General features: G+C 37.7%; 15 protein-coding genes. 4 read left to right on the top strand and 11 right to left on the bottom strand.

Annotated features, from left to right (window positions below):
- Positions 1 to 10 precede the first annotated feature (10 nt).
- The 5 genes from JO950_RS14850 to JO950_RS14830 all read right to left on the bottom strand — a co-directional run bounded on the left by JO950_RS14850 (position 11) and on the right by JO950_RS14830 (position 8569).
- Positions 11 to 730: a thioredoxin domain-containing protein gene (locus JO950_RS14850; protein ID WP_202703365.1), complete on the bottom strand. Its 720-nt coding sequence runs from the start codon at positions 728 to 730 to the stop codon at positions 11 to 13.
- A 5-nt stretch (positions 731 to 735) separates the two neighbouring features.
- Positions 736 to 1806 (bottom strand): sterol desaturase family protein, encoded by a 1071-nt coding sequence (locus JO950_RS14845; RefSeq protein ID WP_202703364.1) that lies wholly within the window; start codon positions 1804 to 1806, stop codon positions 736 to 738.
- A 195-nt stretch (positions 1807 to 2001) separates the two neighbouring features.
- Positions 2002 to 3921, bottom strand: a complete 1920-nt coding sequence (locus tag JO950_RS14840) for an arylsulfatase (RefSeq protein ID WP_202703363.1) — start codon at positions 3919 to 3921, stop codon at positions 2002 to 2004.
- A gap of 28 nt (positions 3922 to 3949) precedes the next feature.
- Complete coding sequence (locus JO950_RS14835) at positions 3950 to 5422, bottom strand: RagB/SusD family nutrient uptake outer membrane protein (RefSeq protein ID WP_202703362.1); 1473 nt, start codon at positions 5420 to 5422, stop codon at positions 3950 to 3952.
- A 15-nt stretch (positions 5423 to 5437) separates the two neighbouring features.
- Positions 5438 to 8569, bottom strand: a complete 3132-nt coding sequence (locus tag JO950_RS14830) for a TonB-dependent receptor (RefSeq protein WP_202703361.1) — start codon at positions 8567 to 8569, stop codon at positions 5438 to 5440.
- 1156 nt (positions 8570 to 9725) lie between these two features.
- Between JO950_RS14830 and JO950_RS14825 the strand changes: the two genes are divergently transcribed.
- Together JO950_RS14825 and cobA are read left to right on the top strand one after the other, a co-directional pair.
- Positions 9726 to 10298 carry a molybdenum cofactor guanylyltransferase gene (locus JO950_RS14825; RefSeq protein ID WP_202703360.1) on the top strand — a complete coding sequence of 191 codons (573 nt, stop codon included), beginning with the start codon at positions 9726 to 9728 and terminating at the stop codon, positions 10296 to 10298.
- A gap of 6 nt (positions 10299 to 10304) precedes the next feature.
- The gene (cobA, locus tag JO950_RS14820) at positions 10305 to 11093 is read left to right on the top strand and encodes a uroporphyrinogen-III C-methyltransferase (protein WP_202703359.1); all 789 of its coding nucleotides are present in this window, start codon (positions 10305 to 10307) and stop codon (positions 11091 to 11093) included.
- 293 nt (positions 11094 to 11386) lie between these two features.
- Here cobA and JO950_RS14815 read toward each other — a convergent pair whose 3' ends face one another.
- The 5 genes from JO950_RS14815 to JO950_RS14795 all read right to left on the bottom strand — a co-directional run bounded on the left by JO950_RS14815 (position 11387) and on the right by JO950_RS14795 (position 15411).
- A complete protein-coding gene (locus tag JO950_RS14815) occupies positions 11387 to 12046 on the bottom strand; it encodes a hypothetical protein (protein ID WP_202703358.1) in 660 nt (219 codons plus the stop codon).
- 490 nt (positions 12047 to 12536) lie between these two features.
- Positions 12537 to 13160, bottom strand: coding sequence for a bifunctional 2-polyprenyl-6-hydroxyphenol methylase/3-demethylubiquinol 3-O-methyltransferase UbiG (locus JO950_RS14810; protein WP_202703357.1), 624 nt, complete (start codon positions 13158 to 13160; stop codon positions 12537 to 12539).
- A gap of 3 nt (positions 13161 to 13163) precedes the next feature.
- Positions 13164 to 13877 carry an endonuclease/exonuclease/phosphatase family protein gene (locus tag JO950_RS14805; protein ID WP_202703356.1) on the bottom strand — a complete coding sequence of 238 codons (714 nt, stop codon included), beginning with the start codon at positions 13875 to 13877 and terminating at the stop codon, positions 13164 to 13166.
- 162 nt (positions 13878 to 14039) lie between these two features.
- Entirely contained in the window at positions 14040 to 14699 is a 660-nt protein-coding gene (locus JO950_RS14800) for a response regulator transcription factor (RefSeq protein WP_026109934.1), read from the bottom strand.
- 127 nt (positions 14700 to 14826) lie between these two features.
- A complete protein-coding gene (locus JO950_RS14795; protein ID WP_202703355.1) occupies positions 14827 to 15411 on the bottom strand; it encodes a DUF4202 domain-containing protein in 585 nt (194 codons plus the stop codon).
- 268 nt (positions 15412 to 15679) lie between these two features.
- Between JO950_RS14795 and JO950_RS14790 the strand changes: the two genes are divergently transcribed.
- Positions 15680 to 16444, top strand: a complete 765-nt coding sequence (locus JO950_RS14790; RefSeq protein ID WP_202703354.1) for an META domain-containing protein — start codon at positions 15680 to 15682, stop codon at positions 16442 to 16444.
- Between the two features lie 270 nt (positions 16445 to 16714).
- Here JO950_RS14790 and JO950_RS14785 read toward each other — a convergent pair whose 3' ends face one another.
- Positions 16715 to 17995, bottom strand: a complete 1281-nt coding sequence (locus JO950_RS14785; RefSeq protein ID WP_017495971.1) for a DUF2130 domain-containing protein — start codon at positions 17993 to 17995, stop codon at positions 16715 to 16717.
- Between the two features lie 553 nt (positions 17996 to 18548).
- Here JO950_RS14785 and JO950_RS14780 point away from each other — a divergent pair.
- Positions 18549 to 22232, top strand: coding sequence for a PKD domain-containing protein (locus JO950_RS14780; RefSeq protein ID WP_202703353.1), 3684 nt, complete (start codon positions 18549 to 18551; stop codon positions 22230 to 22232).
- The last annotated feature ends 127 nt before the right edge of the window (positions 22233 to 22359 follow it).

Here is a 22359-nt window from a genome sequence, read left to right as displayed (position 1 = left end):
TTAGTGGTTTTTATTTGGAAGCCAAAGCGACATCGACATCATTTTTTAAATCTCTGAGGCCTTCTTTTTTGAAAACAATTTTGCCTTTTTTATATAAAATCAAAGTAGGGAAAACTTTTACCGTTTTCAAGTCGGCGATTACCTGAGGGCTGTCTCCCAAATCGATTTCCACGATTTTTAAATTGCTTCCGTATTGTGCTCTGATGGTTTCTAAAACAGGTTTTACTTTTTTGCAGGCACCGCAGTAAACAGAACCAATATCAACGAGAACATCATTATTTTCTGTAATGATTTTATTGTATTCGGCTAAGGTTAGTTTGCTTTTTGAATTGGCATAAAAGGGTTTTTCGTTTCCAATCCAGTTGGCAATTCCGCCTTCTAAACTATAAGCTTCTTTGAAACCGTTTTTAAGTAATTCATCTGCGAGCCAGACACTTCTGCCTGCACCAATTGAGTAGGTAAAAACCGGTCTTGTTTTATCTAAGGCAGCAATACGTTTGGCATAGTCTTTCGATTCCAAATTAAAATTTTGTGCTCCGTTGATATGATTAAGAGCAAATTCTTCAGGACCGCGTGCATCAATGATCTGCGGTTTTTTTTCGCTTTGAATTTTAGCGTAAAAAACATCTAATGAGACGGTGTTGGATGCTTTTTGCTGTGCAAAACTAATTCCGGATAAAAACAGTATCACAATAGCGATACTGTTTTGGATTGTTTTATTTTTTATCATGATTTTCAAGATTGAACCTGCTCGTAGTAAGCCGGATGGGGTACTTTTTTTTCTACTTTTTGGCGTATTGGAACTGCTAATACCCCCTCAGCCAAAGCACTTCCTTCTTTTTTGGATTTGAAGATAGGCCAAAGAAACTGTGCGTACCATTCTTCTTGTTTGTAGGACTTCATTCCGTACGATTTTGGAAATTTTCTGGTGATTAAACCTGTTCCGAAAATGATATCCCAAATAAAGAACATATTACCAAAGTTGCCTTTAAAATGTCCTACACCATCACCGCTGGTATCCGCATGATGTGCGTGATGAGTTGCAGGAGTCGAAATTAAACGTTCCAGAACCCACGCAATCGGATGTAAAACTTTGTATTTGTAAAAGGGTTTGTCCCAAGCAATACTGGAGTGAGCGCCTAAAGTGATAAAACTTTTGATCACTAATACAAACAATGCAGGTAATCCTAAACCTAAAAAAGTTAAAGTTGCCGTTAAGTAAATCTGCGAAAAGAAAATTGTATAAATAAAGTTTTGTCTGGAAGCCATGGCCATACCCATGTACGGAGCGGAGTGGTGTGTGCGGTGAAAACGCCATAAAAAAGGAACCTGATGGTGTAAGCGATGGTACCAATACTGCGTTAAATCATCGGCTACTGCGATAAGGAAAAAACCTCCCCAAAACGGAACCCACGAAAGCGAGTTGGCGAGATTGGGAATTAAATACGGCAATGCAGTAAGACTGAAAAAAGCAATTACCGGAGGCAAAAGCAATTTAGGAGCCAGAAAACAAATGATATCTACTTTGCGTTCCTGACCCGTCCATTGATCGTCGTATAAACCTGCTGTAAATTCGATAATACCCAGAATCACCATAAAAGCGGTTAATCCCCAGGTTCTGATGTTTTCGAAAGCCGGTTTGATAAATTCTAAAAAGGATGGTAAGGCAATATGTGATTGTGCGATCACACCATTTGTTAATTTGAAATACAGAAAGATTGCCAGAACAGGCAGTGCATAAAGGAAGAGACTAATACTTAGATCTCTGGTTAGTTTACTTTTTGAATTATAAGCTGTTGCTGCCATGATTTTTATTTTAAAAAGTTGCTAATTAAAGTTAAACCTCCCGCCAGAATGAGTAGCGGAACTAAAAAAACAATCGCACCCACGAGTATTTTTTTTCCTATAATTTCATAATCTGTTTTTTTCATGTGGATTGGAATTGAAAGGGATTCAGGTCTTTAATACATTGACAAAAGACCTGAATCTTTATTGGGTTAATTATTTTGAATTTGCGGGTCTGGTCGCCTGTTGGATGAGATCCTGTAATGTTTTTCCTTTGTCGGCTGTGGTGTTGTGTATTCTTCTGTTGTACACATCCTGCCAGTCAATCAATGGATAAACATTGTTTTCTTTGGCTTGTTCATCAAACAGTTTTTTAAGCTCGGCTAATTTTTCAGGATATTTTTTAGCCAGATCGTTACGTTCGTTGAAATCTTCGTTCAGGTTGTACAATTCCCATACGTCTGCGTCAAAATTACTTTCGGCCGGTTTTTCGTTTTTACCCAATGATTTTTTTACCGCAAAAGAGTCCGGCAGGTGAGCTGCTCCCGCTTTCCAGCCATCTTTGTAGATGGCTCTGTTTCCGAAAATATAGTAGTACTGAACGGTATGCAAAGAAGGTGCTTTGGCATCGTTTAGCGAAGCATAAAAGGTAGATCCCTGAATAGCATCTTGTTTTATTTCTCTGATATATTCCGGAGCTTTAATTCCGGCAATGTCTAAAGTTGTCGGCAGCAGATCGGTTACGTGGCTGTATTGATTTCTGATTCCGCCTTTGTCTTTAATTCCTTTCGGATAAAAAACGATCAATGGGTTACGTGTTCCCCCTTCCGATTGTGCATCTTGTTTCCAGTTTTTAAACGGAACATTGGTGGCCTGAGCCCATCCCAGCGGATAATTGGTATTGAGTCCTTTTGCCGTTCCGATTTCACCAATGTTGTTTAAGTTTTTCTGAAGGTTTTCTTCATCAGATCCGCCCTGAGCAAACAGACTTTGGTTGATGGTTCCTTGTGTAGTACCTTCTTTACTGGCACCATTGTCGCCAATTGCCACAAAAATTAAAGTATTATCGAGTTGATTGGTTTGTTTTAAATGCTCGACGATACGTCCAATTTCATGATCGGTATAGGTAAGATATCCGGCATAGACTTCCATGAATCGGGCGTACACTTTCTTTTGATCGGGTGTTAGTTTTTTCCAGTCGGTAATCAACGGGTTACGCTCCGGCAATACAGCGTTAGCAGGAACTACGCCTAATTTTTTCTGGTTGGCCAGTACTTTTTCGCGATAAGCATCCCAGCCTTCATCAAATTTTCCTTTGTAAGGTTCGCTCCAGGATTCTGCCACCTGATGAGGTGCGTGAACAGCGCCAGGTGCATAGTACAAAAAGAAAGGTTTGTCTGGTGCAGCCTTGTGCTGTTTGGTGATATAGCTAATGGCTTTGTCTGTAATCTGGTCGGTTAAATGTCTTCCGTCAGGAGTAACGTGTGCATTGTCTTCCACCAAATCCGGTTTGTACTGATCGGTTTGTGACCCTAAGAAACCGTAGAAGTGTTCGAAGCCTTTTCCGGTAGGCCATCTGTCAAATGGTCCGGAATCAGTTGCTTCTTCATCAGGAGTCAAACCGTATTTTCCTACGGCAAAAGTATTGTATCCTTTGTCTCTCAGGATTTCGGCAATCGTACCTTTATCAGATGGAATTCTTCCGTCCCAACCAGGGAAACCAGCCGATAAAACGGTGTGAGAGAATCCGCTTACGTGTACTTTCCCCGAATTTCTTCCCGTTAAAATAGCTGAACGGGTAGGAGCACAAATGGCTGTAGTGTGAAAATTCGTGTAGCGTAAACCATTATTCGCCAGATTGTCAAAAGTGGGCGTTTGAATAAGGCCTCCAAAAGCACTAGAGGCACCAAATCCAACATCATCCAGCAAGATCCAGACAATATTTGGGGCACCCGTTGGTGCTTTTACAGGCTCAGGCCAATATTCTTTCGAATCGGCTAAAGTTTTACCTATAACGCCTTTAAAATCAGCATTGGGATTGTTTTGCGCAAAATTAAATTGTGCTGCAAGCAAGGCAGTAAATAAAAGCCCTTTTTGCGGACTTTTAATTTTACTATTGGGTTTAAATTTTTTCATAATCTATTAGTTTTTAGGGTTATGTTAATTAATATCCGGGGTTTTGTGGTAATCCGATTGGATCGATGTTTCTTTCGCTTTGTGGAATCGGGTATAAATTATTTCGTTCGGAAACAGAATTTTTGGCCAGTACTTTTTTGACTTCGGTAACCAAAGTTCCCCAGCGAACCAAATCAAACCAGCGTTGTCCTTCCTGAACAAATTCTTTTTTGCGCTCTTCCTGTAGGGCAGCCCTGAAAGACGTTTGTGTTAATCCGGTTAAGTCCACCGTAACATCTGGTGTGTTAATTGGTTTCCCGAAAGCCCTTCTTCTTACCTGATTGATTAACTCGTAGGCCTCGGGCGTTGGTGCTCCCTGTTCGTTTATGGCTTCCGCTAAAGACAATAAAATGTCGGCATAACGAATTATCGGAAAATTGATTGAGACGTTAGACGGAGTGGCCAGATTCGTTAAATCCAGATACTTTTTGAAGATCGGTTTCGGAAAAGTATATACGTTTGCGGTACCAGGAATTGGTAATTGTTTGGCATAACTTACATCTCTTCTGGTATCGCCGGCAGCATAAATATCATAAAACAAAGCAACATCCGAAATAATATCGGCAGGTTCTGTAGCCGTAAATCCGGTAAAAGAAGTGGCCTGAAAAGTACTTCCGCTGGAGCCGTTTCCAGCTTGGTTGGGTTCAAACTGAACGGAGAAAATGTGTTCTTTCCCGTTCTTTTTGGTTTTGGTAAAAATATCCTGGAAATTTTCAAAAAGCGCATATCCATAACCGCCATTGATGACTTCTCTGGCTTTTAAAATAGCATTCGGATAGTCTTTTCTTGTGAGATAAACTTTGGTCAGAATGGCTTTTGCTGCTCCCGCTGTAGCACGTCCGGCATCTGTTGCAGGATAAGTGGATGGTAATGCTTCAGCATCTTTTAAATCTGAAATAATTTGGGTATATACTTCCGCTACAGTGGCTCTTTTCGATTTTAAACTTTCCAATTGAATAGAAGTAGGCTCATGCAATACGATTGGAACTCCGCCCCAAAGGCGTACTGCCTGAAAATACAATAAACCCCGGATGAATTTAGCCTCGAGAATCAATCTGTTTTTAACAGCGTCTGAACCGGCTACTTTTGGTATATTATCGATAGCAACATTGGCTCTGTTTATTCCGGCGTAGATTTGACGCCACGCCACCTGAACACGATCAGAAGTGGCATCATGAGTCAGGCTGCTTAAAGCTCTCACCTGCGGATTGGTTGCCGAAACTCCCGCTGCGGCATAATCAGATGCCATGTCGGTCAGGAAATATAAATTTCGGCCAAATAAACTCTGTTCTCCCGGATCAAGGCTCAATGAAGCATAAACAGCAGTCACACTAGCAATGGCATCGTCCTGAGTTTTAAAGTAGTTGTCTTCGGTTACAAATGAGGTAGGGGTGACCTCTAAATCGGTGCACGATACCAATAGTCCGGCACTCAATAGGAATGTTATAAAAATCTTTTTCATTTTGTATTTTTTTACTTAAAAAGTTACGTTCAGGCCTGAGATGAATGTTTTTGAATTGGGATAAGCGCCAAAATCAATTCCCGGGTATAAGTTGTTTTGTTCGTAGGAGCTTACTTCAGGATCGTATCCGGTGTATTTGGTCCATGTAATTAAGTTTTCGGCAGAGACATAAAATTTAACGCTCTTAGCACCCAGTCTTTTGGAAAGGCTTTTCGGTAAAGTATAGCCTAAGGTGATTAGTTTTAATCTTAAGAAAGAAGCATCTTCTATATAACGTTCTGAAACAATCCCCAATGGAGAACTGGTGGCTCTTGGAACTTCGTTGCTCGGATTTGCTGGTGTCCAGCGGTCTTCTAAAGTTACATTCGCATTGGTACCCAGGGTCGAAATTTCCAATTGCTGATTTAAAGCATTGAATACTTTACCGCCATAAGATCCCTGAAAAGAAAAATTAAGATCAAAGTCATGATAAGAAATGGTGTTGCTAAAACTTCCGACAAATTTTGGTTGTGAACTTCCAAGATTTCCTTTGTCCAAAGCTGTAATTACACCATCTCCGTTAGTATCTACATATCTTCGGTCTCCAATTTTTGTATTGGCTAAACTGTTTATTTTAGGCTGAGTGTTGACTTCTTCCTGCGTTTGGAAAATGCCATTGGTTTTGTATCCCCAGAAAGTTCCCAGTGGCAATCCTACTTTTACGGTTACGGGTTGCTGCTGTAATAAAGATCCGTTTGGTACTACAGGAAAAAATTGATCGACTCCGTTTCCGATAGCCACTACTTTGTTTTTATTGGCAGAGAAAACAAAGTTAGAATTCCATGAAAAGTGTTCTGTTTTTAGATTTTCCGTGATCAGACCAATCTCGATACCTTTATTTTCAACACCGCCAATGTTTTGTAATACAGTTGCATATCCTGAAATCAGCGGAACAGGTACATTGATTAGTAAATCGTTTGTTTTTTTGTAATATACATCAAAAACAAAATTGATTTTGCGGTCTAATAAAGACAAATCTAATCCTACATTATATTGATTTGTTTTCTCCCATTTCAAATCTGAATTGGCCAGTCGGGTAGGAGCTAAACCGGTTTGCAGTGTTCCTCCGTAAGCATAATTTACAGACCCCATCTGAGCCAGAGAAAGGTAATTTCCAATTTCCTGATTACCGGTAGTTCCGGCTGTTATTCTTAGTTTAGTTTCCGTTAAACCCTTGATATTATTGGCGAAAGATTCCTCTGTGATATTCCAGGAAAATCCTGCTGAAGGGAAATAACCCCAAAGCGATTTTGAACCAAATCTTGAAGATCCGTCTGCGCGGCCGGAAAGCGTAAAGTTGTATTTTCCTTTATACGAATAATTCACCCTGGTCAGCCAGGATTTTAAGACACTTTCGAAAGCATCCGTAGAGGGTTTTACCGGAACTCCGTCTTGCAAAGCATTGTAAGTATTGGCATCGTTTACAAAGAATTGAGCTCCTGCATTAACCACTTCCCCTTGCGTGTACTGAAGCGTATACCCGCCTAAGGCTGAAAATTTATGATTATCGCCAAAATTAGTGTTATAGTTCAAAGTGTTTTCATTCAGTACAGAGCTCACCAATCGGTCTCCAACAGAACCAAAGCCTTTCGTTCCGGCACCGGTAGCGGTGGTTGCCGGAGCATAGTAATTTTGTTTGGTATTGATGACATCACCGCTGACAGCAACTTTTGCAGTCAGTTTTTTGGTGATTTTATATTCACCGAATAAACTGGTCAGAATTCGGTTGATTTTAGTTTCATTGGTGGTGCTCACCAGATCATTTATCGGATTGGCAATTATCCCGTTAACAGCCGTTGCATAGGGATTATTGGTCAGATTATAGCTTCCGTCAGGATTTTTGATCGGAACTACGGGTGGCTGATACAAAGCAACCACTAACGGATTAGGCTGTCTTCCGGCAGAAGAACCGCCATTGGTACCAATACCATTGGCAACCGAATTGCTGTAGTTGGCATTCACACCAAATTTAAAATTAGGAGAATAGTTTCTTTCGTAGTTGACACGTAACGAAATACGTTTAAAATCGGAGGCAATTACAATTCCGTCCTGTTGAAAATACCCCGCTGAAATGGCATACCTTGAACGATCATCACCTCCTGAAAAGGACAATTGATGATTTTGAATCGGTGCCGCAGTTCTAAAAACCGCCGATTGCCAGTCGTATCCTCCTGAAGTTTTTAAAGCTTCGATCTGGGCAGCAGAAAAAGAAGGCGCCTGACCAATACTGGCCTGAACATCATTGCGTAAGCTTGCCCATTGGCTGGCATTCATTAAGTTCAGCTTTTTCGACACATTTTGGAATCCAATATAGCCCTGATAGGAAATGTTATCCTGACCTTTTGTTCCCTTTTTAGTAGTGATAATCACCACGCCGTTTGCCCCGCGTGATCCATAAATAGCCGTTGCAGATGCATCTTTTAGTACTTCAATAGATTCGATATCACCCGGATTAATCGTCGAAAGTACATTGACAGTAGCTCCTGCATTGGCAACTCCGGCCGTACTGTTGTTATTGTCGTTATAAATTAAAATTCCATCCACCACATAAAGCGGTTCGTTACCGGCTGTAATTGAGTTTCCTCCTCTAATCCGAACACTGGATGAAGCACCGGGACGACCCGAACTTTGTGTAACTACCACTCCCGGTATAGCCCCTCGAAGTAAGTTATCTGCCGATGAGGTCACCTGACTTAAATTGGCTTTTGGAACTGAAGCGACTGAACCTGTAATGTCTTTTCTTTTTTGAGATCCGTACCCAACAACTACCAGTTCATCCAGCTCCTGACGTTCTTCTTTTAAATGAATCGTGATCGGATTTTTTTCGACTATAATCTCTGATTTTTTGTATCCGATGTAGGTTATAATTAAGGTGTAAGGGAATTTCTGTCCGGTTTGAAAATAAAATTTCCCTTCGGCATCCGTCTGAACGCCGTGTGTAGTTCCTTTAATTACTACCGAAGCGCCAATAATGGGTTGGTTGGTGATATCATCTACAACCGTTCCGTCGAGTTTCGATTGAATAAGAGGTGTTGTGTTTTGGGCATTAATTCCCGCCGATAGGAGCAGGAGAAATAAGAATGAGTATATTTTTAATTTTTTTTTCATTTCTTTGTACTGGTTTAATTAATGAACAAGAAGCCCTGAAAGTTGAATTTTCAACTCTCTGATCATATTCTTGGTTTAGTGATAAATATTCTTTAAGCCTTGCCATTTCTGTTGCCGCAGAAATGGCTTTTTTTATTTACAGCAACAGCTGTGCATGTTTTTCATTTTGTTTTTTTTTAATGGTTAGTCATTTTTTTTAAGATATAGGTATAGTTTCAGTGCTCATTTTGACACAAACAAATGTGTCAAACCGACTTTGAAATTTCAATATGGAATCTTGTGTATATTTAAAAATTCGTTTTTTAAACGATTCGATGTAAAAGAGAAATCGAAGGCAAACGAAAAAAAGGGCAGAGGTTTAGCAACAGATGCACATATAACAAAAAGTGTTATATGTATATTTTTTAGGAAGAATGTAATACGATCTGTTTTCGGTTGTTTTCAAAATATGATTTTTTTGGTTTCAAATATTACTTTAAACTCTACTAATCCTATAGACAAAGTTAATTTTAATATAATAAAAACCAAAAATTTGTTTATTTTTTTTTTGAGAAAGTACAAACCAGGGAGTTTTTTGTATGATTTACATGTTTTTAACATACTGACTGTGAGTGGTTTAATTGTTTTGTTTGAAGAAGTTTAAAAATAATAGCTTGTCTTTTTTTATGTTAAAAAATGTAGTACTTTATACTTAGTTTTCTAGTTTTTAATGGCTTACCTAATTTTAAAATAATGCAAAAACGTCTGATAAAGTGTTTTTTGGTCTAAGAAGTTTCATAATAGATTAATAAGAGAGACCATTTCGAACCAGTCAAAATCTTTAAAATTTAGAAGTAAATCAGTTCATTTTAAGTGCTAATCATCAAACCAAATTGATTTTTGAAGGACTATTCCAAAGAATTAAGCTAAATTTATAGGGTGAAAGAAGAGGTAGTTATTAGTTATGAGTTATGAGTTATGAGTTTTCGATCTTAGTGATTAGACTAGGAGCAAACTTGAAACCTGAAACTTGAAACCTGAAACTTGAAACCTGAAACTTGAAACCTGAAACTTGAAACCTGAAACCTGAAACTTTAAACCTGAAACTTTAAACCTGAAACCTGAAACCTGAAACTTTAAACTTTAAACTTGAAACCTGAAACAAAATAATAAAATCATGGAAACACTTACAGCATTTATTCTTTGTGGAGGAAAAAGTTCTCAGCTGCAGTCGGAGAAAGGATTGGTTTTGTTTCGGAAAAAGCCGTTTATAGAGCACATTATCGGAGCCATTTTACCCGTAACTCAAAAGATTGTATTAATCACAGAATCTAAAGAATATGATTATCTCACTTATCCAAAAATACCGGATGTTATTGCAGATAAAGGTCCGCTAGGAGGAATTTATACAGCCTTACTACAATCTGAAACCGAATTTAATCTGATTTTGAGTTGTGATATTCCGTTAATTTCAACAGAATTATTGCAGGAACTTCTTTCTAAACATACAGAAGAAGCCGGAATTACAGTTTTTGCTTCAGAAAGCCGCATGCATCCGCTAATAGGAATTTATTCCAGAATAATGATTCCTTTTATTAAAAAAGCCATTGATGGTAATGAATTAAAAGTGATGGATTTGCTGGAAAGAATACCACACCAGATTATTAATCTGGAAGAAAGTGAAGTTTTTCACCTAAGCAGAATTAATTCGGCTGACGAATTAGACGATTTGAATGTCAATCTAAGTTAAACCGTTATGCAAAGTTTGAAAATACCAAAGTTAACGATTGTTGGAGCAGGACCGGGTGATGCCGAACTGATTACCATTAAAGCGATAAAAGTTTTAAAAAGCGCCAAAGTCGTTTTGTATGATGCATTAGTCAATGAAGAATTATTAACATACGCCTCAAATGCCGAAATTATTTTTGTTGGAAAACGATTGGGCTGTCATGCTTACACACAGGATCAGATTAACGAATTGATTGTTTCGATGGCAAGACGTTACGGACATGTGGTTCGCTTAAAAGGAGGTGATCCGTTTGTTTTTGGAAGAGGAAGTGAAGAAATTGAATTTGCAGAACAGTTTGGAATTGAAACAGACATTGTTCCCGGAATCTCATCTGCTTTAGGAGTTCCGGCTTCGGCTGGAATTAGCATAACGCAGCGTAAGGTAGCTGAAAGTTTTTGGGTCATTACAGGAACGACTTCTGATCATAAATTATCTAAGGATATTCATTTGGCTTCTCAATCGGCGGCGACCGTAATTATTTTGATGGGAATGCATAAACTAACTGAAATCATATCGATTTATCAGGAGAATAGGAAAGACAATCTGCCTATTGCCATTATCCAAAACGGTACAAAAGAATCGGAACAGAAAGTAGTCGGAACGATTGATACCATTGTAAAATTGGCTTCCGAAAAAAGTATGACATCACCTGCTATTATTGTAATTGGTGAAGTAGTAAGAAACACTTCAGACTGGATCTCCTATTTTCAGGAACATTTTGACGATGAATTTATTTTTCAGAATTTAAACTTGTAAGGGTGACGAGAGTTAGGTAAGATCAAGATAAAAAGTTGCTTTGAAAGAGCCTTAGCCGTAGCATGGCGCGAAGCGCTATGTATGAATGGTGAAAAGATGTTTTAGGCCCTGAAAGGGCAAAAGCCTAAACACAATGTAAAAGTTGTTCTTGCTTTTTCAGGGCAATATTCTCTCTTAACTTAGATTATAGTGCGCTGCACAATATTTATACTATTGGTTTTTCAACCTTTTTATTCACTCCTTAGCTATATAAAAAAAGGTTCAACTTTTATAAAGTCAAACCTTTTTTAGTATTATTTTTTCTTTTTAGCTTTTGCCTTTTTTTTAGCCTTTGCTTTCTTTTTTGCAATTTTTTTGGCTTTAGCCTTTTCCTTTGCTTTTTTTGCTTTTTCTTTTTTCTTGGCTGCAGCTTTTAGTTTTGCCTTTTTAGCTTTTTCTTTCTGTTTATCTTTTTTAGCTTTCTCTTTTTTCTTAGCCAGTTTCTTTTTGGCTTTTTCTTTTTCTTTGTCTTTCACTTTTTTGGCTTTTTTAGCAGCTTTATCTTCGATTTTAACCGCCTGGTTAGTATTTTCTTCTTTTGGTTTAGAAACAGCTGTTTCAGTAGCCGATTTTTCTACTGGCTTAACAGCTGGTGCAGCTGCGGTTTTTGCTGGTGTTTTCTGTACGGCTGGTTTAGGTGTAGTCACTGCTGCCGGTTTTATAACCGCTTTGGCAGGGCCTTTTGCTGTGGTCGTCGTTGCAGCTTTTGCAACAGAAGCCGCCGGAGCTTTTACCGTTGCCGGTTTAGTTGCTGCTGGCTTTGCTGCTGTTGTTCTGGTAGCTGGTGCTTTACGAACGGGTGCTTTTTTAACAGGAGCGGTAACAGGTTTTACATTATCAGTAACAGGTTGAATGGTTTCAGTTTTTGGTGAATCGATCTTCTCAGGATTCGTTTCTTCGGTTTTGTTTTCCATATTTAATACGCTTTTAGATAAGGTTAATTACTGGCAATGTAATCAAATGGTTAATTTATAGTTAAGTAAAGATAATGATAAAACAAGTCTTGTAATGTTAAGTTTTCGGATAAATTTTGATATTAAGTATTTGAAAGTGAATTGTTTGTATGGGTTGTCAAAATTGTATGTCAAAATTCCTTAACAATTCTACATGGAAAATGGGAGGAGTTGATTGTTAATTGTTAATTGCTAATTGTGAAATGCAAACTGTGTACTGTAAACTGTAAACTGTACACTGAGCTCACTAGCCCAGATGGTAGTGACATCCTTTTGTACCGGGGTTCGGGACAAAAGATACAACGAACAGCTGGAAACAGCTTCTTATTCGGAATATTGTTTTAGATATTTTTCAGTTGTGATCGGAGAGGGCAGAACACATTTGGTTGAGGGTGGAGAGGTGTGGTGTAGAGACGCATTGCAGCGTCTCTACAAATGTTTGTATAACGAATTACTTTTTCTTTCCGATAAATCGGATTACGGAACCTTTTCCGTTATGAAAAAGGCCCTCATTGAGTTCAATTTCTTTTTCTTCCAGTGTGACGATCTCATAATTGGGAAAATCAGATTGGATTTCTTCCATTGAAAACAGAGAAGCAATATCTTTTGGTCCGCCAACTTTATCATTTATGGCGAGATAGTCTAAATGTTTTTTACTGAAAGCTTCAAAAATGATACAGCCGCCTTTGCGCAGGTATTGATCAAGTGTTTTATGAATTGACGATTTAATTTCTGCGGGAAAGTGTGCATAAATTAAAGCAATAGCATCGAATTGCCCCGGCTGATATTCTAAGGTTTCGAGTTCTCCAACCTGATAATCCAGAATGACATTTTCGGATTCGGCAAGTTTAAGGGCTTTGTTTTTGCCTTCCGAACTAATATCAAATGCTGAAACTGTCCAGCCCAGTTTAGCTGCATAAACGGCATTTCGACCTTCTCCCTCAGCGGGAAAAAGAATTGTTCCGGGGTCTTGTTTTTCTAATGACTCTTTTAAATAATTGTTGGGTGCGGTGCCGTAAGCAAATTCTTCGGCGCTGTAACGGTCGTTCCACCGTTCGGTCCAGGTGTTGGTCATGATTTATATATTGAAATTAATGATTAAAGGAATATGATCGCTGTACATCATCCAATCGCGATAAGTGCCCACTTCCACACTTTCTAAAACTTTCATGAAATCTTGTGAGGCAAAGCAGTAGTCAAGGTGGTAGGGTTTGTTTTCATGCCGGTAAAGATATAAAGTAGGATGCTCTTCTTTACCTTGTATTTGATTGAAGTATTTGTGATAGGTACTAAAAATTTGTTGTTTGCCCAGTTTATCTACAACGGAGGTATGATTGGCTTCTCTTCGGGGTTTATCCCAAATCGTGTTGCTGTTGAAATCTCCCATTAAAATGGTTCTATTTTCGGTGATCAGATCTTCATAATAATGAATCGCTTTCCATACCTGAGTTACATATTGTCCGTCTTTGTCCTGAGGATTATTGGCCCAAATGGCAAACAAAGTAAAATCAATATCTCCGCCGGTTACCGCTATGGGTAAAATGTTTTTGAACAATGGATTATGACAGTCTAACAATTCAAACCTGTAATTACTATAGGAAAAAACACCAAGTCCTTTGTGCGGATTGGTTCCGTACCAAAGCATGTCGTTTGGTAATTTTGTTCCGGGACTGAACTTTAGATTTTCAGGATTTTCACATTCCGAAATGACAACAATATCAGCATTGTAAGCGTCAAGGAATGCTGCTTTTTTTCTGAATGCCATATTACAATTCCACGCTATAATTTTCATAAGCTGATTTTCCTGTCTTGGAAAAGACCCTCTCAAATATACTAATTAAAAAGGTGTGATTGGGAAGTTTGAATAGCAAAAAAAAGCCCACTTTCATTTCGAAAGAGGGCCGATTGCATATCACGATTTTTAGCAAATAGATTACGTAATTGTACGTAATTTTTATAGCAAAGAATACTCAGTTGCTTTGTTTGAAAGCTCCATCAGGTTTTTTACTTTTAGTTTTTTCATTAAGTTAAAGCGATGAACTTCGGCAGTACGCTTACTGATTTTAAGGGTTTCGCCAATTTCCTTATTTCCTTTTCCGGATAATAAAAGAGACAGAATTTCTTTTTCTCTCTTGGTAATCGTGATTTCTTCGGCTAAAGCTTGTTTACGCCCTAATGAAACAGTACAATGCACAAAGTGATGAATCAAAATTCCGGAAACATCACCGCTGTAATATTTTCCTCCGTTTAAAACGGTATGTAAGGCTTTTAAAAATTCTTCTTTGCTGGAATCTTTTAGTAAATATCCTTCGGCACCTGCTTTCAATGCACCTAGTACATATTCTTCAGATTCATGTGTGGTAAGTATAATAATCTTAACCTTATTATTTTCACTTCTAAGTTTTTCTACTACTTCAATACCGGTTAAATGCGGCATGCGTATGTCTAGTATAAGTAAGTCTGGCTCACTTGCTGCAACAGCTTCGAGCGTATCGATCCCATCTGTAGCTTCGCCTACAACTTCTATGTTTACTTCGTTTTCCAACAAAGATTTTATTCCGTCCCTTACAAAAACATGATTATCCGCGAGGACTACCCGAATCGTTTTACTCATTATTTATTTAATTGTTACTTCAAGACCCTACGTATATTGGTCTAAATTGACTAAGCAAATATACGTAATAGGAATGAAGAATTATGCAGAAGATACCGAAAGGAATTTACCTTAATTTAAAATGAAGTTAAAGACCTAAAGAGGCTTTTATCAGATTTAAGTTTTCTTCAGTATAACTAATCTTCAAGGCTTCCTGATGTCCTTTGTCAGACATTTTATCCCAGGTCTTCTTAATGATGTTTTTGAGTTTCTCTTCATCGTGTTTGTGTACAAACGGATCCAGATAATATTCTAAGAAAACCAAACAAATTACATCTTCCAACAGTTGTGTTTCGGCATCTTTTTTTAGAAGCTTCTTTTCAATTAAAAAGGAAACCCGATCGATAAATTCAGAATTATAGCCTGCTTTTTCCAGAATTGCGGCTGTGGTTTTTGCGTGAAATTTTTTAAGTTCTTCCCGCCATTTCAAATATCCGACACGATCCATTGGATACGATTCGCGTGCCACTTTCCATCGGCAGATGTGTTGTGCTTTTGAGGCAATTTGAACAGCTTCTGAAGCTTCAGGTTTAAACTGCATCAATCGTTTATACATTCGATCAGAATACAATAATTCTTTTGGATACTCTCTATTTTGATCGATTTCGATATTAGGATCCTGAGCGTTCTCAGCATCAATCAACTGGCCGGCTTTTTGAAAAGGTGTATTCATTTTTTTAGTAAAATAATAGAGTTCAAAGATACAGAAATTAGTTGTTTGGTAAATTTTTTCGACAATGCGAGAGGTGTATTTGTTTTACTTCGCATTATAAAGGGGTAGTGTTTGGCAGTATTTTTAGTTTTTAAGTTTATTTTAGTAATTGTATTATTTGTCTTAATTTTAATACTGGGTTCTGCTTAAAAAAATCATAAAAAACGGGCAGTATTGATTTTTGGCTCGGTTTTTTCTAGTGTGAAGTCATAATAAAAAATTTAATGATATGAAAAAAGTACTTTTACTATGCGCCCTAATGTCTGTGATCTTAAGTTGTAAGTCGGTTGCAGTTAAAAAAACAAACACGAAAGAAACCACTTCTCAAACCACTTCAGAAGAAGAAGATCTAAATGTTTATTTTAAAGCTACTGGAAATGAACCATTTTGGGGATTGAAATTTGGAAAAGATAAAATTGTTTTTACATCATTGATAGAAGGAATGGAGTCCATTAGTTTTGATGCCGTTGAACCAATAAAGGCAATGGATGCTAATGTAAAAATGTATAGAGTAAAAAGCGGAAAAACAGAGGCTACTATTACTGTTCAGCAATTCGAATGTACGGATTCAATGTCAGGTGCCGTTTCGCCTTACACGGTTAAAGTAGAAATGAATGGTAAAACATTAAACGGTTGTGGTCAGTATATTACGGATTATCGCTTGCACGATATCTGGGTATTAGAGGAGTTGAATGGAAGAAAATTGACTTCTTCTGACTTTCAAAAAGAAATGCCACGTATTGAAATTTACTCAGCCGAAAATAGATTTTCAGGATTTGGAGGCTGTAATAATATTGGAGGAAAAATTTTCTTCGAAAAAGGATTGTTGAGATTCTCTGATGTAATTTCGACTTTGATGGCTTGTATGCCGGCGAATAAAGAAGGTGAATTTGTAGAAACATTGCAAAAAACAACTACTTATTCAATTGAAAATTTACGATTGACACTTTCTAATCCTGATGGGAAATTATTGGTTTTTAGAAAAGTAGACTAAATTCTGTTTTATAAATAAAAATTAAATTTGCCATTCCGATTGCGATAAATTTCCAAAGATTAATGCTGATATAAACAGTATTGTTCAGGAAAATTCGCTGATTGGAATGGCAAATTGTTTTTATATAATATCCGAAAAGGGTAAAAAATACACAGGCTGTGTAATTATATCGATTTTACTTCTATTTCAGTCCGATTTTTTCTGATAGAATGCCGATGTAATAGGAAAACAGCACAATGCAATTGGATTATATTGTATATACAATCGGTATTATTCCAGTTCTTTTGTTTTCGGTTCTTCTTCGTCTTCAATAAAATCAAGTTCTAAAGCTCGTACAGTCTGAACCGCATTTCCGGCAATACCACGAATCGAGCCGTACATTCCCAACGTATTGTGCACTACTTTTTCAATTTGCTTTTCGCGTTGTTTCCAAATACGCTGCATGGCTCTTTTTTCAGATTCCAAATCACTTTGCATTTGCGTAAAACCCTCTACAATTCCTTCTACCTGTAAGCGGAATTCATTGCTGGTTAAAAAATCATAGAGCATAGACATTTTATCTCCTTTGTTCTCCTGTGCCTGAACGGCCTGGCTAACTTGTATGAGAGATTGACGTAAAACAGCACTTAGTCCTTTAAATTCTTCATAAGTACAAATCCATATCCCATCGCGCATACCCATACGATCCATTCCGGCAGGCATCACCTCAGTGACCAAAACACCAATATTGGCCTTTTTGGTTCGGATATCATTCTTGAATTTCTCAATCCATGCAGGCTGGAAAGCTTTAGTACGCTTACTTTCATAATAAATAGAACCACAATTTTGTACTTCTCGGGTATTTACAACCTGAAGACAGTCGGCTCCATTGGCTCCCTTTTTTACTTCGTCGATAGTGTCTAACGGAAAATTACTGGCCAGCCATTCCTCAATCGCAAGTTCCATGACTTCACCCTGCAATTGCATGGAGCCTTGTTCCTGCTTGCGTTTCATTTCCTCAATCAGCTTTTTCTGATCATCAGACTGTTTTTGGTATTCTTTTATTTTTAGTTCGTTTTTTTCCTCTTCTTGTTTTCGGATTTTGTCACGTTCCAGAATCAAAGTAGCGTTAAGCTGTTTTTGCGCTTCCGTTTCGATAGCCTCCTTCATTTCGAGTTTTTCACGTTGAAGTTTCGCAATTTCACCTTCCATTTTGTTCAGTTCGCGAAGTTTCTCTGATTTCTCTGAAAGTTCTTTTTCCATTAGAAGCAAACGATCTTTGTTTTCTTCTTCGAGTTTGGTTTTTAATTTCTGAGAAATTTCTTTTTCGGCTATTTTTCTCTCGCGTTCCAGTCTTTCGGCAAAAAGTTCATTTTCCTGTTTTTTCTTGGCCTCAAATTCAGCTTTTGCTTTTTCGAATTGCTCGTTTTTAAGTTCCAGCTCTTTGGACTGAGCACTGGCTTTTTGTTGAAATTCTTTACGGATACTATCTTCCAATTGATGTTTCAAAACATCATTTACATCGATTGGTGTGCCGCAATTGGGGCACTGGATTGAAGATTGCTCAGCCATTTTTTGTTGATTTTATTTAGGATGGTAATATTCTGCTAAGATATTTAAAATGGAGGTTTTTTTTGCTACTAAATTTTATGAATTTTCAGGAAGAATATATTTAAAAAAAACAAAGAAATTAAGATATTAGGAATCTTTGTTTTGGAGATTAGAGTGATTTTGTGTCTAAAGTAGCATAAATCTGGCTCATTCAGGCGATTCTAAATTCAGTACTGCAATAGTAGTTTTTTTCTTAGTTTTTAAGATAATGTATTCGGATGCTGAAAGAGTTCTTTTACTTCTTTTTCAAAATAGTTCTGAATTGTGTGAAAAACACATTTTTAGAATGATGTTTTTTCTTTTTTGGATTGGTCGAAACAATAAAAACTAGATAACATACAATTATTTTACAATAAGATAATATCTTTTTTTCAGTTGTTAATTAAATAATTTTATAAAAAAAAACTATCAAATATGAATAATTAAAGATTTATTTGTTTTAAAAATTAATCTTTTTAACAAATTACCTGTTGATTTTATATTTGGAATAACAATTAACAAAAAGACCATTATTTTGAAAAAAAACTACTTTATTGCTGCAGTTTTTCTGCTTCAATGCTGCATTTCTTTTGGGCAAAACCAGAACCCAATTGGTTGTGGAACCCAATTATCCCAAAAGGAAGAGACCGCATTTATGAAATCGCTTTCTAAAATTAAAACCTGGAAAAAAGGGAATACAAAGAAAGCCGCTACTGTTCCTTATATGGTTCCGGTCGTGTTTCACATTCTGGCCGACGGAACTAATATTAATAATGTTTTTACCAAAGAGCAGATGAAATGCCGAATAGACGATGCGCTGCTAACGGTAAATAAGGATTTTAATGGTTTGTTTCCGGAGTATGCTACAACCGATCCTCGTTTTGACGCTGTTAAAAGTAAACTGAACATTCAGTTTGTCTTGGCAACCGTAGATCCGGAGGGCAATCCTTTAGAAATTCCGGGTTTAGACTGGCATCCCGAGGCACATGTTTCAGACGGCTATGATGCTAAAATTTATGACTACATCTGGTATGGTAAAAACAACAGGTATTATCTGGATGTTTTGGTGGTGGATGAACCCAATACGGGACAGGGGCCTACTGGTTCAGGACATGCTTTTTTACCCATTCAGGATGCCATACCGCGTGTGGCTTTCAATCACAGATACATTGGGAGTACCTGCGGATCTCACGCGAGTGCTACTTTTGCAAAGGTAATGACACATGAGTTTGGCCATTATTTTGGATTGAAACACACTTTTCAGGACGATTGTGATCCGGTAAACGACGGGATGGCCGATACTCCTCCTACGAAAGTTGCCGAAGGTTGTACCAGAAACGTACTAAACAGCTGTGGAGTTTATGCCAATGCCGAAAATCACATGGACTATAATACCAATTGTCAGAATATGTATACCCGCGATCAGACGAATGCAATGACCTATTGGTTAGAAGACAAAACGGTTGCTAAATATCCAAGAGGGGTATTATGGGAGCCCGCTAATCTTAGTGCAGTAGGGGTTATTGAAAGCAATCCGACGGCTAATTTTAACAGTAGTACCACCGCTATTTGTGCAGGTAAAAGTATTGTTTTTAAAGATGTTTCTTTAGGATTGCCCAATTCAAGAGTTTGGACATTCGAAGGAGGAACTCCGGCAACCTCTACAGATCAAAATCCGGTGGTGACTTATAACACATCGGGAAAGTATAAAGTAACTTTAAAAGTAGCCAACTCACAAGGAACAAATACGAAAGAAGTATCCAATTATATCGAAGTAGATCAAAAATCAAATGCAAATTATACGGAAAGTTTTGCAGGTGCTTTTCCGCCTTCGGGGTGGGAAATTACAAATCCGGACAAAGGGCTTGGTTGGGAAAAGCGTAAAGGAGTGGGGCATTATGACAGTTCGTGCATGATCATGAACAATGCTGATAATTCGGTATTGGGAACTTTGGATTATATCAGATTGCCTTATTTTGATTTTACGGCCGGACAAAACAGTCAAATGTATTTTGATGTGGCTTATACCAAGTTTGATGATGTAAGCCCTGATGTTTTAAAAGTACAGGTCTCGACAGATTGCGGACAGACCTGGAATGATGTTTATTCGAAAACACACACATTATTAGAAACCACATCCGTTCCTACCGCACAGGCCAATAATTGGATACCGGTTACAGATGCCAATTGGCGAAAAGAAGTAGTCGATCTTACTGCTTATATCGGGAACAGCAATGTTTCTATTCGTTTTGTGAACGTATCAGGTTATGGAACGCGAATTTGGATCGATAATGTAAATGTTGCTGTTAATCAGGTCGCTACTCCGGTTTCTGATTTTGCATCCAGTATGAGAGATACACGCTGTACCAGTATCACAGCTCCATTTGTAGATGTTTCAACAGGAAATCCTACCTCATGGAATTGGTCGTTTCCCGGAGGGACACCTTCAAGTTCTACAGATCAGAATCCAACAGTAGTCTATGAGGTATCGGGATCTTATGCTGTAACACTGACTACTAAAAATGCAAAAGGCATAGGGACAACACTTACCAGAAACAATTTTATAACTATTGTTGATCCTTATAAAACTTCTTTTATTGAAGGTTTTGAAGGTTCTTTTCCGCCTGCAGACTGGGAAATTATTAACCCCGATAACAAATTAGCCTGGGAACAGCGTACAGGAGTAGGGCATAATTCTACATCTTGTATGGTAATGAATAATGCTGATAATGAGAAAGTAGATGAAGTAGATGAAATCATTCTGAAACCGGCAGATCTATCGGTTGGAATAACCGATTTTTCATTTGATGTTGCTTATGCCAAGTTTGATGCTGTGAGTCCGGACGTTCTTGAAGTCCTGGTTTCAAAAGATTGTGGTGTAACCTGGGAAAGTGTTTATAAAAAAACGCACACTGAATTGGAAACATTTGTCAGCAACGATGCAAACAACTGGATTCCAACTTCAGATTCACATTGGAGAACCGAACGAGTGATTCTTTCTGATTTTAAAGGAGAACCAAATGTTTTATTTAAATTTAAAAATACTTCCGGGTATGGAGCGAGAATTTGGATTGATAATTTGAAATTCAATTTTGATAGCAAAGAAACTCCGTTTTCAGAATTTTTGATTAAAAATGAAAGGCAGTGCAGTGATCTTCCGATTGCATTTAAAGACAACTCAACCGGAGAACCTACTGCCTGGGTATGGTCATTCCCGGGAGGGACACCTTCTTTTTCAACAAGCAAACATCCTGCTGTAGTTTATGATAGTCCGGGAACTTACAATGTGACTTTGACAGCTTCTAATGCAAATGGAACGGGATCTACGGTGACAAAAACCGGTGTTGTAGTGGTCAAAAGTAAAAACAGTCTTCCATTCTTGGAAAATTTTGAGGAAAGTTTTCCGATTCAGGATTGGGAAATCATTAATCCGGGTGAGGATGCCATTACATGGGAAAAACGTTCGGATGTGGGCAAAGGAGATCTGTCCTGTCTGGTAATTAATAATGCCGATAACCCAACCGCTAAGGTTGATGAACTAATTTTAAAAGCAGTTGATTTTTCTTCCGCAGCAACACCTTACTTGTATTTTGATCTGGCTTATACGCAGTATTTAAGCGTATATGACCCTGAGCCAGCGCCCGACAAGATTGATATTCTTGTATCTTCAGATTGTGGAGTTACCTGGACGAATGTATATTCTAAAAATCAAATACAGTTGCAAACGGTTTCACCTCCAATTCAGGACAATCCTGCAACAACCGAAACAAATGAAACGAACGATTGGATTCCAACCAAAGATTCCGATTGGAGAGCCGAAAAAATTGATCTGAGTATCGTAAAACAGCAAACAAATGTTTTATTTAAATTTAAAAATACTTCCGGGTATGGAGCGAGAATCTGGTTTGATAATTTAAAAATTGATAACGGCCCTAATTTGACGGTAACGAAACCAAGAGAAATAAACAATCTGAAAGGGGTTCAGGTATATCCAAATCCTTCCACTAATGTTTTTCATGTGGTAACACCATCTACGGCCGACAATTATACGGTTACCGTTCATAGCGCAGAAGGAAAAATGATTCATACCGAAACTTTTGCCGGAGGAAACAACACCGAAAAAACAATTAATTTATCGGGGAAAACAAGAGGAGTATATTTTCTTAATGTAACTTCTTCAGCGAAGAAAACTTTCACCCAAAAAATCATAAAACAGTAATTTAGGCTGCTATAAAAAGAGAGAGACTGTATCCGTTGGGATACAGTCTCTTTTTATTGGTCTCAGATTCGGGTTTAAAACCCTGCAATTTATTGCAGTACTTTAGTAATGCGAAAAAATCTATATC

Source organism: Flavobacterium sp. UGB4466, from assembly GCF_903469665.1.
Taxonomy (GTDB): Bacteria; Bacteroidota; Bacteroidia; order Flavobacteriales; family Flavobacteriaceae; genus Flavobacterium; species Flavobacterium lipolyticum.
This window is presented reverse-complemented; position numbering and strand designations above follow the sequence as displayed.

What these genes read in the sequence shown, in the direction of transcription:
- JO950_RS14850 (WP_202703365.1), bottom strand. Translation starts at nt 730, where the DNA reads ATGATAAAAAATAAAACAATCCAAAACAGTATCGCTATTGTGATACTG.
- JO950_RS14810 (WP_202703357.1), bottom strand. Translation starts at nt 13,160, where the DNA reads ATGACCAACACCTGGACCGAACGGTGGAACGACCGTTACAGCGCCGAA.
- JO950_RS14835 (WP_202703362.1), bottom strand. Translation starts at nt 5,422, where the DNA reads ATGAAAAAGATTTTTATAACATTCCTATTGAGTGCCGGACTATTGGTA.
- JO950_RS14790 (WP_202703354.1), top strand. Translation starts at nt 15,680, where the DNA reads ATGAAAAAAGTACTTTTACTATGCGCCCTAATGTCTGTGATCTTAAGT.
- JO950_RS14805 (WP_202703356.1), bottom strand. Translation starts at nt 13,877, where the DNA reads ATGAAAATTATAGCGTGGAATTGTAATATGGCATTCAGAAAAAAAGCA.
- JO950_RS14800 (WP_026109934.1), bottom strand. Translation starts at nt 14,699, where the DNA reads ATGAGTAAAACGATTCGGGTAGTCCTCGCGGATAATCATGTTTTTGTA.
- JO950_RS14840 (WP_202703363.1), bottom strand. Translation starts at nt 3,921, where the DNA reads ATGAAAAAATTTAAACCCAATAGTAAAATTAAAAGTCCGCAAAAAGGG.
- JO950_RS14795 (WP_202703355.1), bottom strand. Translation starts at nt 15,411, where the DNA reads ATGAATACACCTTTTCAAAAAGCCGGCCAGTTGATTGATGCTGAGAAC.
- JO950_RS14825 (WP_202703360.1), top strand. Translation starts at nt 9,726, where the DNA reads ATGGAAACACTTACAGCATTTATTCTTTGTGGAGGAAAAAGTTCTCAG.
- JO950_RS14845 (WP_202703364.1), bottom strand. Translation starts at nt 1,806, where the DNA reads ATGGCAGCAACAGCTTATAATTCAAAAAGTAAACTAACCAGAGATCTA.
- JO950_RS14830 (WP_202703361.1), bottom strand. Translation starts at nt 8,569, where the DNA reads ATGAAAAAAAAATTAAAAATATACTCATTCTTATTTCTCCTGCTCCTA.
- JO950_RS14785 (WP_017495971.1), bottom strand. Translation starts at nt 17,995, where the DNA reads ATGGCTGAGCAATCTTCAATCCAGTGCCCCAATTGCGGCACACCAATC.
- JO950_RS14815 (WP_202703358.1), bottom strand. Translation starts at nt 12,046, where the DNA reads ATGGAAAACAAAACCGAAGAAACGAATCCTGAGAAGATCGATTCACCA.
- cobA (WP_202703359.1), top strand. Translation starts at nt 10,305, where the DNA reads ATGCAAAGTTTGAAAATACCAAAGTTAACGATTGTTGGAGCAGGACCG.